Here is a 12386-nt window from a genome sequence, read left to right as displayed (position 1 = left end):
GGTCGCTCTCCTCCTGCGGGGCGCGCTACTTCTCCGGAGCGCTCTGCGTCTCCCCGGCGAGCACGAAACGGCTCAGTTCGCGCATGGCCGCGGTGATCTCGGCCGGGGCCTTGTCAGGGGAACCCGCGTCGTACGGCGGCTGCGGGTCGTACTCGATGCCGAGCTGGATCGACTGGGCGACGGCGTCCCCGGCGATCCGGCCGGCCAGGGCCAGCCCCATGTCGATACCGGACGAGACGCCGGCCGCCGTGACGTACTTGCCGTCGAAGACCACCCGCTCCCCCGTGGGCTCGGCCCCCAGCCCCCGCAGCTGCTCCAACGCCAGCCAGTGGGAGGTGGCGCGGCGGCCCTTGAGGAGGCCCGCCGCGCCCAGCAGCAGGGAGCCGCTGCACACGGAAGTCGTCCAGGTGGTGTGGGCGTCCACGGCGCGGATCCACTCGTGCAGCGCACCGTTGTCCATGTGCGCGATCTGCCCCGGCCCGCCGGGCACGACGAGGATGTCGGGCTCGGTGACGTCGGCGAGCACGGCGTCGGCGACCATGCCGAGGGAGCCGAGGTCGGTGCGGTGGGTGCCGGTCCGCTCGGCGACGAACACCGTCTCGGCGCCCGGCAGCCGGCTGAGGGTCTCGTACGGGCCGGCGGCGTCCAGGGTGGTGAAGCGGTCGAAGAGGAGGATGGCGATCTGCATGGGCTGGCTCCTGGTGGTGGGTCGGTCGGTGGTGGTCGGGTGGGTCAACGGGCGGGCACGGGGGCCGGCTGGAAGCGGCGGCGGTATTCGGCGGGGGCCGCGCCCAGGACGCGGACGAAGGCCCGGCGCATGGCCTCGGGGGTGCCGTATCCGCAGTGGCGGGACACCTCCTCGATGCCGTCCGCGGTGTCCTCCAGGCGGCGCCGGGCAGCCTCCAGGCGGATGCGGTCCACATAGCGGCCGGGGGTCATGCCGACCTCGTCGCGGAAGGCGCGGGCGAAGTGCCGGGGCGAGAGTCCGGCGCGGGCCGCGAGGGCGTCGACGGAGAGGTCCGCCGCCGGGTTCTCGGTGATCCACTGCTGGACGTCGCGCAACGGGCGCCGCTCCGCGGTCTGGGCGGCGAGCTGGGCGCTGAACTGGGTCTGGTTGCCGGGCCGGCGCAGAAAGACGACCAGGTGGCGGGCGATCTCCAGCGCGAGATCGCGGCCCAGGTCCTGCTCCACCAGGGCCAGCGCCAGATCGATCCCGGCGGTGACGCCCGCGGAGGTGAACAGGTCGCCGTCCTGGACGTAGATCGGTTCCGGTTCGACGCGTACGGCGGGAAACCGTTGCGCCAGGGTCTCGCACAGCGCCCAATGTGTGGTCGCGCGGCGCCCGTCGAGCAGCCCCGCCTCGGCGAGCAGCAGGGCGCCGCTGCACACCGAGACCGTGCGCCGGGCGCGCGGTGCGTGCGTGCGCAGCCAGACGACCAGCCGCGGGTCGGGGGCACGGGTGCCGTTGCCGCCGGGCACGAGGAGGGTGTGCTCCGGTGTGGCGTCACGGAGCGCGAGGTCCGGGGTGAGCGTCAGCCCGCTGGAGGCCCGGACCGGGGCGCCGTCGGGGCTCGCCGTACGGATCCGGTACGCGCCCGGGGCCGTGAGGGCGGCGCCGCTGAGGACCTCGACCGGTCCGCTCACATCGAGACTCTGCAGGCCGTCGAAGAGGACGACCAGCACATCGCGCTGTTCCATGTCTCCATCCTGGAGAGCGGTGACGATGGCGGCAATGACGAATTTCCCACCTTTTCTGCCATGCCGACGTACGGGTGGGAAGGGACGGGGCCGGGGCCGCGGCGCGCCCATACCGAGCGGTCGGTAACCTGCTCGTATGACCTCTACGAGCGCACTGCCCGAGAACGCCGGACGCCAGTGTCACAACGTCGTCAACCCGTACCACTCGACGCATTACTTCGCGCCGGAGTTCGGCGAGGAGCTGGCCAAGGCCGGCATCGAGAACCGCCGGGCCGCCTACTTCGCCGCACGGGGCGCCGCCTTGGGCGCGGTGGGTCCCGGCACCATCACGGCCACCTTCTACAACTTCCACCACGACCTCATCGCACAGCATGTGCCGCACGTCTGGACGGTCACCACGCCGGAGGCCGTACTGGAGGCCCGGCTGCGCGCGGCCGACGCCACCCTGCGCCGGCTGCTCGGCGATGCGGCGCTCGACTCCCCGGAGATGGCGGAGGCCGCCGAACTGGCGCTGCGGGCCACCGAGGGCTGCGCCCGCCAGGCCCGCCCGCTGTACGCCGCACACGCCGATCTGCCCGTACCGGACGCCCCGCACATGGCCTTCTGGCACGCCGCGACGCTGCTGCGCGAGCACCGGGGCGACGGGCATCTGCTGGCGCTGCTGGACGCCGAACTCGACGGGCTGGAGGCGCTGGTCACGCACACCGCCAGCGGGCGCGGCATGAGCTATCAGGGCGTCATGGCGACCCGGGGCTGGGCGCCGGAGGACTGGCAGGCCGCACAGGAGCGGCTGCGGTCGCGTGGCCTCCTGGACGCCGAGGGCGAGTTGACCGAGGCCGGCGTCCAGCTGCGCAAGGACCTCGAACGCCACACCGACCGGCTGGACCGCGGCCCGTACGAGCACCTGGGCGCCGAGGGCGTGGCCCGTCTGACCGAACTGGCCACCGGCTTCACCGCCGCCGCGGTGAGCGCCGGGGCGTTCCCCGCGGAGATGTTCGGCAAGTGAGCCGGGGCCGGGCCGCGCGGCGGACCGGGGCCTGAAGGCTCGCCGCCGGGGTGTGGGTGCGCCTTCTCACACCCCGGCGCGCACGGCCGGGCGGTGCGACACCGCGGCCCGGCACCCGGCACAATGCAGGCTCAAGCAAGCGCTGGAAGGCGGGGCAGGATCAACGTGACGGCATCCACTGTGTCCACCGGGCCTCTCGGGTCCCTCGAAGCGAGGATCGCCGAGGAACTCGGCGTCAAGGAGCGGCAGGTCAAGGCCGCGGTCGAACTGCTCGACGGCGGGTCGACCGTCCCGTTCATCGCGCGCTACCGCAAGGAAGCCACCGAGATGCTCGACGATGCGCAGCTGCGTGCGCTCGAAGAGCGGCTGCGCTATCTGCGGGAGCTGGAGGAGCGCCGGACCGCGATCCTGGAATCCGTACGGTCCCAGGGCAAACTGGACGCCGCCCTGGAGGCGCAGATCCGGGGCGCGGAGTCCAAGGCGCGCCTGGAGGACATCTACCTCCCGTACAAGCCCAAACGGCGCACCAAGGCGCAGATCGCCCGGGAGGCGGGCCTGGAGCCGCTGGCCGACGGGCTGCTGACCGACCCTTCGGTGGAGCCGGCCGCGGCGGCCGCGGCGTTCGTGGACACCGACAAGGGGGTCGCCGATCCGGCCGCCGCCCTGGAGGGCGCGCGGGCCATCCTGACCGAGCGGTTCAGCGAGGACGCCGATCTGATCGGTGAGCTGCGCGAACGGATGTGGTCACGGGGGCAGGTCGCGGCCAAGGTGCGCGAGGGCAAGGAGGAGGCCGGCGCGAAGTTCGCCGACTACTTCGACTTCGCGGAGCCGTTCACCGAGCTGCCCTCGCACCGGGTACTGGCGATGTTCCGCGGCGAGAAGGAGGAGATCCTCGACCTCGCGCTGGAGCCGGACACCGAGCAGGTGGAAGGCCCCACGTCCTACGAGCAGTCCATCGCCCGGAAGTTCGGCATCGCCGACCGGGGCCGGCCGGCCGACCGGTGGCTGCTGGACACCGTGCGCTGGGCCTGGCGCACCCGCGTCCAGGTGCACCTCGGCATCGATCTGCGGCTGCGCCTGCGGCAGGCCGCCGAGGACGAGGCGGTGCGGGTCTTCGCGTCCAACCTGCGCGATCTGCTGCTGGCGGCGCCCGCCGGGACGCGCGCCACCATGGGCCTGGACCCGGGTTTCCGTACGGGCGTCAAGGTGGCCGTCGTGGACGCGACCGGCAAGGTGGCCGCCACCGACACCATCTACCCCCATGTGCCCCAGCAGAAGTGGGACGCCTCGCTGGCCACGCTGGCGAAACTGGCGCGCGAGCACGACGTCGAGCTGATCGCGATCGGCAACGGCACCGCCTCCCGCGAGACGGACAAGCTGGCGGCCGATCTGATCGCCGCCCAGCCGGAGCTGAAGCTGACGAAGGTGATGGTGTCCGAGGCGGGCGCCTCGGTGTACTCCGCCTCGGCCTTCGCCTCCCAGGAACTGCCCGACATGGATGTGTCGCTGCGCGGCGCGGTGTCGATCGCCCGGCGCCTCCAGGACCCCCTGGCCGAACTGGTCAAGATCGACCCGAAGTCGATCGGCGTCGGCCAGTACCAGCACGATCTGTCCGAGGTGAAGCTGTCGCGCTCCCTGGACGCGGTGGTCGAGGACTGTGTCAACGGTGTCGGGGTGGACGTCAACACCGCCTCCGCGCCGCTGCTTTCGCGGGTGTCGGGCATCGGCTCCGGGCTCGCGGAGAACATCGTCGCGCACCGGGACAGCAACGGCCCCTTCCGCTCCCGCAAGGCCCTCAAGGACGTGCCGCGGCTCGGCCCGAAGGCGTACGAGCAGTGCGCGGGCTTCCTGCGCATCCGGGGCGGCGACGACCCGCTGGACGCGTCCAGCGTGCACCCGGAGGCGTATCCGGTGGTGCGCCGGATGGTCACGGCGGCGGGCGCCGAGGTCGGCTCGCTGATCGGCAACACCGCGGCGCTGCGGACGTTGCGGCCCGCCGACTTCGTCGACGACTCCTTCGGCCTGCCGACCGTCACCGACATCCTCCAGGAGCTGGAGAAGCCGGGCCGCGATCCGCGTCCGGTCTTCAAGACCGCGACCTTCAAGGACGGCGTGGAGAAGATCGGCGATCTCCAGCCGGGGATGCTCCTGGAGGGCGTGGTGACCAATGTCGCCGCCTTCGGGGCGTTCGTGGACGTCGGCGTCCACCAGGACGGGCTGGTGCATGTGTCCGCGATGTCGAAGACCTTCGTCAAGGACCCGCGGGACGTGGTCAAGCCGGGCGACATCGTGCGGGTCAAGGTGCTCGATGTCGACATTCCGCGCAAGCGGATCTCGCTGACGCTGCGGCTGGACGACGAGCCCGGCAAGGGTGCGTCGGCGGGCGGCGGCGAACGGCGCGGCGGCGGTGAGCGCCGCGGTGGTGGCGAGCGCCGTGGCGGCGGATCGCGCGAGGGCGGTCGCGGCGGCGCGCCGCGGCAGCGGCAGGGCGGCGGAGCGGGCCGCGGCGGGGACCGCAGGGGCGGCCGCGACGCCGGACCGGCCAATGACGCGATGGCCGATGCGCTGCGGCGGGCCGGGCTGTTGGGCGGGGAGGGCGGCCGGCGGTAGGCCGCGGCCGCAGGCTTTTTTTCGCCCCCGCCCCCACCCCCCGTCACCTTGCCCTCCCCCCTTCGGGGGGAGGGCAAGGTGGGGGCGGGGGAGGGTGTGTGGGTGGGGTGGGGGGGCGGCAGCGCGTTCCGCCTCCCCAAGATCCGTTGTCAGTGCCGCCTGATACCAATGAAGGCAGCTGAGAACGGGGGTGGATCGTGGCGTACGACGCGACAACTGCGGGGCACCGGCCGGTGGTCGATCTGGCCGACCGGCGGGCGCTGGAGCGGTGGCGGCCGGCGGAGCCGGAGGTGGTGGAGGAGGCGCGGCGGCTCAAGGAGGCCGCGCTGCTGGATTTCGGGCTGACGGAGTCCGTGGTGGCCTCGTGGATCTATGCGAAGTGCCCCCAGCAGATTCCGACGACGGCCGTCGCGACCGCCGCCGTGGTGGCCTCGGGGGACGGCACCTGTCCGCTGCTCTACAACCCGGAGTTTTTCGTCCGACTGGGCCTGGCGGGCGTGAAGTTCGTCCTCTTCCACGAGGCGCGCCATCTGGTGCACCGCCATCTGTTCGCCGATCCGGAGCTGCGCGAGGACCCGCTCTTCACCCTCGCCGCCGAGGTGTCCATCAATCACGTCGCGCTGGTCCGGCTGGGACGCACCGGCCTCCCCGTGCTCGACGGCGCGCCGACGGGCGTGGATCCGCACGAGGTCCATCGGGACTACGCCGCCGATTTGACGGACCAGGGCCTCGAACCGCTCGGCTACGACGACTTCGTCGAGACGGATATGACCGTCTTCAACGAGCTGAAGCGGATGAAGCACCCTCCCACGCCGCCGGTGGCGGTGTGTGCGCATCTGGCCGACCCCGGGGCGGGCGCCGACCAGGAGACCATCGACGAGACCGTCTCCTCCGCGCTGCTCAACACCCTGCTGGCCGCGCGCCGCGGACACCCGGGCGCGGAGCAGGAGTTGCTCGATCTGATGGACCGTACGGACGGCACATCGGAGCATGCGAGCAAGGTATGGGGGCGGCTGGGTGCCGGGACGCTGCGCGGGGAGACCGCCCGGACCGGGAAGGTCGACTGGTGGCAGCGCTGGCTCGTCGATGTCCTCGCCACGAAGCTGCGGGAGGGCGAGCGACTGGTCTATCCGAAGAAGCGCGGCGCCCTGCTGGCGGCGCTGGGCCATGACCCGATGCTCTCGCGCCGCGGTGCGGAGCGCGAGAAGGTGCTGGTCATCGCCTATGACACCTCCGGTTCGATGCCCGACTGGGTGGTGGAGTGGCTGACGAAGCTGGTCGGCGAGATCGACGGGGTGTCCGCGCACTGGCTGTCGTTCGACGGCGTGGTGATGCCGTTCCGGCCCGGCGAGCGGGTGTACGGCGGCGGGGGCACCAGCTTTCAGGCGGTGGCCGATTACGTCGAGGGCCGTACGGCGGTCGGCGGTGTGCCCTTCGAGGAGACAGCGGATGCCGTGGTCATGCTCACCGACGGCTATGCACCGCATATCACCCCCGCCGAGCCGGACAAATGGATCTGGCTGATCACCGAGGGCGGCGACGACTGGCCCGACCACCACACCCCGCAGATGGCCTGCCACCGGGTGACGACAGGAGACCGATGAGCACGACCACGCCCACCGCGACGCCGAAGCGGGCCGCGGCCAAGGCACCGAAGAAGGCAGCGGAGACGACAGTGAAGACGGCAGCGAAGAAGAGGGCGCAGAAAGGGGCACAGAAGGGGGACGCGGCCGAGGAGTTGAGCTGGCGGGCCAGTGCCACCTATCCGGAACGGCCCGTGGGCTGGACGGGCGTCTCCCGGCTGGAGTCGTTCATCGACGCGATGATCGACATGGGGCAGACCGGCCAGATCTTCGGCGAGCACGGCATCGGCAAGACGGCGACCTTCTTCAGCCACCTGCCCGAGGCGTACCCGGATGCCGAGCTGGTCTTCGTCCCGGCCGCCAATCTCACGCCCGACGATCTGCTCGCCAACGCCCCGGTGCGCGACGCCCGGACGGGTGAACTGGTGCTGCGCCAGCTGGTGATGAGCCAGCTGCGGCCCGGTAAGCCGTTTGTGCTGCTGATCGACGATTCGCTCCAGGCCGGTGCGACGATCCAGTCGCAGCTGATGCAGATCGCCTGCAACTGGACGCTGGGCGAGTTCGATCTGCGGGCGCTGGGCTGCATCGGTGTCTTCCTGACGGACAACGAGTCGCTGGCGGAGACGGCGGCCCGCCGCAGCGATCTGGCCGTACTGGACCGGATGGTGACGCTCCGGATCACCGCCAACGACACGGCCTGGCGCTACGAGCTGGCCGCGAAGTACCCCGGGTGGAATCTGCGCGAGGTGTTCACCACCTGGGCGGCCCTGAGCCCGGGGCTGCGTGAGGTGCTCTCACCGCGCACCCTCGACCACATCCTGGCCAATGCCCAGGAGGGCTTCCCGCTGCGCTGGGGGCTGCCGCTGGTCAACGGCGAGCGGCTGCGGCTGCGCGAGCAGCGCGCCGACGGCACGCCCGGCAAGGACCGTACGGCCGAGATCCTGGACCGGATCGCCGCGGCGGTCGGGGCCGCCAATCCCGCGACGATCCCCGATCCGGTCCGTTCGGTCGTCCGCGCGGCGCTGCGCAACCGCTGGTCGGTGCTGTTGCAGGGGCCGCCCGGCTGCGGCAAGACGGAGCTGGTGCGCGAGACGGTCCGGGAGGGGTTGGGCGGCCGCGAGCCGCTGTACTTCTCGATGCCGGTGACCAATGTCGAGGATCTGTGCGCACCGATCCCGACGGCCGACGGTTCTCTGGACAACCTGCTGGCCGGGTCCTTTCTGGGGCCCGAGCCGAAGGTCATCGTCTGGGACGAGTACAACCGCCCCAAGGACAAGGCGACGTTCGCCAAGCTGATGGAGATCACTCAGGAGTGGTCGCTGGCGGGCCGGCGGATCGAGAATCTGCGGGCGCAGATCGCCGTCCAGAATCCGCCCTACCACCTGGGCCGCAAGCTGCTCGTCGCGCGGAACAACATCGCCCAGGCGACCCGCTTCACCGCCTCGCTGACCGTCGAGCCCGGCGACATCCCGGCCAATGAGTGGCTGATCGCGAAGTACGGCGCGGTCGCGGAGACGGTCCTGGAGTGGTGGAAGCACGATATCGACGAGGAGGGCCGCGCCTGGATCACCAAGCGCACCCTGGAGCGGCTGATCAGGCTCCATCAGCGGGGACTGCCGCTGGAGATGGGCCTGGTGTATCTGGGTGAGGGCGAGTATGCGCCGGTGCCGCTGACGGCCCTGATCGACCGGCTCAGCGAACGTCCGGTCACCGGGCTGCGGGAGCTGGCCGAAGACATCGACGCCTGGGAGCAACGGCTGCGCACGGCGGCGGCCGAGTCGAGCGAGGGGTCCAACGACAGCGATCTGGTGCACCAGATCCTGGCCAACGCCGAGTTGTCACAGCTCCGCAAGCATCAGGATGCGGTGGCCCGGCTGTTGCCACTGCTGCCGCCGAAGCTGCGGTCCACCTATCTGGTCGGGGCGTCCGACGAGGCGCAGCGGTTCTGGATCGATACGTTCGCGCGGATACCCCGGCCCTGAGGCCGCGGACGGCCGGTGCCGCCGAGGCCGCACATTCCGGCTACCCCGCCCCCGCATACCCCCGCAGACGCTCCAGTTCGGCCGCGACGTCCGTCAGCGTCGCGCAGCCCGGGTCGGCCCGCAGGTCGACGGAGGGGGCGGGGGTGCCGGTGGCGCGGTGCCGGGGGGCCTCGAAGGCATCGGCCATGGTGGCGAGGGCCTGGCACAGCCGCTCGGCCTCGTCGGGAGCGGGGCGGCGGGCGCCGTGGTCGAGGCGTACGGCGCAGGCCGTGGCGGCGTCGACGATGCGTTCGGCGGCGGTGACGGCGGTCAGCCAGTCGGGGGTGCGGTCGCGGGCGGGGCGGAGTTCGGCGGCGGCGGTCTCGGCCGTCGTACGGGCCTGGGCGAGCGCGCGGTAGGCGGCGCGGCGCAGCGTCAGGCGTGCGGTGGGGTCGGCTCCGGGTGCGGATTCCAGGACGTGCCGCAGAAAGTCCTCGGTGGCGCGCAGTGCCGCGGCGACGCGCTGGCCGACCCGGCGGCGGGGGTCGGCCAGATGCGGCAGATGGCCGACGACGAGGACGATGCCGCAGGCGAGGGAGGTGTCGACGATGCGCTCGGCGGCGGCCTCGGAGGCGCCGCCGACGGTCACGAACGACAGCACCATGAGGGTGATCGCCACGGTCTGGAGCGCGAAGTGGCGGGTGGCGAACGGCAGCAGCGCACCGCCCGCACCGGCGACCACGGCGGGCCACCACACCCCGGCGCCCGTCCACGTCAGCAGCTGCCCCGCCGCGGCGAAGACGAGGACGCCCGCGACGGTGCCGGTGAAGCGGTTGACCGTACGGGAGAAGAGCGGGCCCAGGTCGGGCTTGACGAGGAAGGTGGCGGTCACCGGGAGCCAGTACCAGTGGTCCGCGCGCAGCAACAGGGCCACGGCGGCGCTGGCGGCGATGCACAGGGCGACCCGCAGGCCGTAGTCGCGTCCGGCGGGCTCCACGAGGCTGCGCCCGGGGCGGGTGCGGCGGACGACGGCGTCGGCCGCGCGGCGGGCGAGGGACGGCCGGAGGGGCTCGGGGGCGGCGGGGCCCGGCCGTCCGGGCCGCGTCGTGGGCGCCGTCCGGGCGAAGGCCACCGCCGCGTCCAGCAGGGCGCGGTCGAAGGCCCGGCGCGCGGCCGAACTGGTCTCCGGCGCGGACAGCCGCCCCGGTGACCGCCCGGTGCGCAGGGCGTCGGCGAACCGCCGCGGGCTCTCCACGACCGCGGCGGGCAGCGGCCGTGCCTCCCACAGCAGCGCCACGCTGGCCTCGCACAGCGCCGTCGCCGCGGTGAACCGCTCGGCGAGCAGGAGTTCTTCCGTGCGGGCCGGCCGCCGCAGCAGCCTGCTGGTCAGGCGGCGCAGCCGGAGGGCCTCGTCGGCGCGGTCCAGGGCGGCGGTCAGCCGGCGCCGGGCCGACTCGGCGCCGGAGGCGCCCGCCGCGGCCAGGGCGTCGGCGAGCGCGTCGAAGACGGTGGCGACGGCCGCGCGCTCGCCGTCGAGCGCACCGCCCGTGGGGCGCGGCGGCCGCAGGACCAGCCGCAGCAGAAGCAGCCACAGGCAGCCCGCCAGGACGTAGAGGGCCTTTCCCCAGGGGGTGCCGGGCAGCGGCATACCGGCACCGAGGATGGTGGTGGCCAGCATCTGCATGCCGGCGGTGGAGCGTACGGGTCCGGCGACGCTGCCCGCGCCGGAGACGAAGCCGACCGCGAACAGCGCCGCAACGATCCACCAGCCCGCGTCGGCCGCGTGCAGGGCGGCGCCCATCAGCATGCCGAGCGCCGAGGCCAGGGCGGGCAGTCCGATGTGGACAATGCCGGTGCGCCGGGTGCCGGGGCGGTCGTTGACCCCGGCCAGCATCGAGCCGAGCCCGGCCAGTACGCCGGCCGCCGTATGGCCGGTGGCGAGGCCCGCGCCGAGCAGCGGCCCGGCACACAGGGCGCCGCGGGCGACGGCGGCCCAGGGGACGGGCAGCCGCTGCCAGCGGAGCGGATGGGCGAGCCAGGCGGGCAGGGCGCGCGCAGCGCGGGGCATGTGCTTCCTTCGACGGACGACGGTGCTGCCCCCAGCCTAAGGTCCGGTTTTGTCCGGATGACGGCCGCCGGGTTACGCCGCGATCACATCCGGATGGCGTGCCCACCTGCGCAGACGTTCCGCCCGACCGGTGTCGCCGCCGTGAGGTGGTAGTGGGCCCGCCGGTCCAGCAGCAGCGGGACGAGAGCGCGCCGCGACTGCCGCAGCGGAACGACCGCTCCCCCGTCGCGCTCGCGCCGCCACCCGACGCCGTGCAACGACAGTTGCCGCTCCACGGCGGCCAGCTGCCCGGCATCCAGGCGGTATCCGCACGGCGGGTCGGACAACACGTCCTGGTCCGTGGCGGGTTCGTTGTCCGCGCCGCCGAGGTAGACGGGGCCGCGGTCGGCGTATCCGGCGGTCCGGGCGGCCGTGGTGGCCGCTTCGATCCGTGCGCGGTGCCGGTCCAGGAAGGTGAACGCGCCGTGCAGCGCGGCCAGTTGGGAGGCGACGCGACGCCGGTTGCCCCGCGCGGGGTCCGCCTTCTCGGCGGCCGTCAGGGGATCGACGCGGGTCTCGACGAGCAGTCCCACCGAGCCCTTCACGCCCGCCGTGTTGCGCAGAATCCGTTCCTGGCCGTCGCCCGCGACCTGTTTGACCGGTGCGCCGGTCTCCGGGTCGGTCCAGATGCCGTAGACGCCGGTGCTCAGACCCGCCGCGCGGACGGCCGGTGCGACGAAGTCGCGGGAGAGGACGGTGGCCTCGCGGTGCACCGCGGGTGCCGTGTTGAGGTTGCGCGGCCACAGCGACAGCACGTCCTTGACGTAGTACGGCGCGGTGGGGGTGTATTCGTGCAGGTCGTAGATGGTGTCGGGGCGGTAGTCGCGGATCACGGCGGCCATCGCGCGGGCCTCGGGAGTGGTGAGCGCGAGGTGGTCGCGGTTGATGTCGGTGCCCTCGGAGTTGCCGCGGGTGTCGGCCGCCCGGCCGTCGGGGTTGGCGGTCGGCAGGACGAGCACGCTGGTGCGGGCGAGGAAGCGCAGGGTGGCCGGGTCCTGGGCGTAGGCCAGATCGCGCACGGTGCTCAGGCATGCCTCGCGGCCGGAGGGTTCGTCGCCGTGCTGGGAGCAGATGAGCAGCACGGAGTTGCCGCGCCGTACGTCCTGGGGGCTCTCGGGAGCCGGGGCGCCGATCCGTACGAGCCGGAGCGGGCGGCCCTGCCGGGTGGTGCCGATGCGGTCGATGCGCACCCGGGGTGTGGCGCGGTCGACCGCGGCGAGGAAGGACTGCTCCTCCGACTGGCCGGTCCAGCGGGCACCGTGGCTGATCTCGAAGCCCGTACGGGGCAGCCGGGTTCCGGCCGCGCCGGCCGGGGCGGCGGGCAGCGCCGCGGCGAGCGTGGCCAGCAGGCCGACGGCGAGGGCAGCGCGGGTGAGGCTGCCGGAGCGGGGTCTCACGAGGGGTCTCACGAGGGCCTCCTG

General features: G+C 73.1%; 8 protein-coding genes. 4 read left to right on the top strand and 4 right to left on the bottom strand.

Going from position 1 to position 12386, the window contains the following annotated elements; genetic code table 11:
- Positions 1-25: 25 nt before the first annotated feature.
- On the bottom strand, positions 26-688 hold the full coding sequence (locus tag B1H19_RS34355) for a DJ-1/PfpI family protein (RefSeq protein ID WP_083108791.1): 663 nt from the start codon (positions 686-688) through the stop codon (positions 26-28).
- A gap of 44 nt (positions 689-732) precedes the next feature.
- Positions 733-1698, bottom strand: coding sequence for a GlxA family transcriptional regulator (locus B1H19_RS34350; protein WP_083108790.1), 966 nt, complete (start codon positions 1696-1698; stop codon positions 733-735).
- A gap of 136 nt (positions 1699-1834) precedes the next feature.
- Between B1H19_RS34350 and B1H19_RS34345 the strand changes: the two genes are divergently transcribed.
- The 4 genes from B1H19_RS34345 to B1H19_RS34330 all read left to right on the top strand — a co-directional run bounded on the left by B1H19_RS34345 (position 1835) and on the right by B1H19_RS34330 (position 8879).
- The gene (locus B1H19_RS34345) at positions 1835-2704 is read left to right on the top strand and encodes an SCO6745 family protein (RefSeq protein WP_083108789.1); all 870 of its coding nucleotides are present in this window, start codon (positions 1835-1837) and stop codon (positions 2702-2704) included.
- A 165-nt stretch (positions 2705-2869) separates the two neighbouring features.
- Entirely contained in the window at positions 2870-5314 is a 2445-nt protein-coding gene (locus B1H19_RS34340) for a Tex family protein (protein ID WP_083108788.1), read from the top strand.
- A 197-nt stretch (positions 5315-5511) separates the two neighbouring features.
- On the top strand, positions 5512-6918 hold the full coding sequence (locus B1H19_RS34335) for a DUF2201 family putative metallopeptidase (RefSeq protein ID WP_083108787.1): 1407 nt from the start codon (positions 5512-5514) through the stop codon (positions 6916-6918).
- A gap of 218 nt (positions 6919-7136) precedes the next feature.
- On the top strand, positions 7137-8879 hold the full coding sequence (locus B1H19_RS34330) for an AAA family ATPase (RefSeq protein ID WP_418361532.1): 1743 nt from the start codon (positions 7137-7139) through the stop codon (positions 8877-8879).
- A gap of 40 nt (positions 8880-8919) precedes the next feature.
- On the opposite strand, the gene B1H19_RS34325 is transcribed toward B1H19_RS34330, so the two are convergent.
- A complete protein-coding gene (locus B1H19_RS34325; protein WP_083108786.1) occupies positions 8920-10926 on the bottom strand; it encodes an FUSC family protein in 2007 nt (668 codons plus the stop codon).
- 83 nt (positions 10927-11009) lie between these two features.
- The gene (locus tag B1H19_RS34320; RefSeq protein ID WP_237289671.1) at positions 11010-12374 is read right to left on the bottom strand and encodes a M14 family metallopeptidase; all 1365 of its coding nucleotides are present in this window, start codon (positions 12372-12374) and stop codon (positions 11010-11012) included.
- Positions 12375-12386 lie beyond the last annotated feature (12 nt).

The sequence above is a fragment of the Streptomyces gilvosporeus genome (assembly GCF_002082195.1).
GTDB classification, from domain to species: Bacteria; Actinomycetota; Actinomycetes; order Streptomycetales; family Streptomycetaceae; genus Streptomyces; species Streptomyces gilvosporeus.
This window is presented reverse-complemented; position numbering and strand designations above follow the sequence as displayed.

Coding starts and splice junctions, on each gene's coding strand:
- B1H19_RS34355 (WP_083108791.1), bottom strand. CDS start 688: ATGCAGATCGCCATCCTCCTCTTCGACCGCTTCACCACCCTGGACGCC.
- B1H19_RS34350 (WP_083108790.1), bottom strand. CDS start 1,698: ATGGAACAGCGCGATGTGCTGGTCGTCCTCTTCGACGGCCTGCAGAGT.
- B1H19_RS34325 (WP_083108786.1), bottom strand. CDS start 10,926: ATGCCCCGCGCTGCGCGCGCCCTGCCCGCCTGGCTCGCCCATCCGCTC.
- B1H19_RS34345 (WP_083108789.1), top strand. CDS start 1,835: ATGACCTCTACGAGCGCACTGCCCGAGAACGCCGGACGCCAGTGTCAC.
- B1H19_RS34330 (WP_418361532.1), top strand. CDS start 7,137: ATGATCGACATGGGGCAGACCGGCCAGATCTTCGGCGAGCACGGCATC.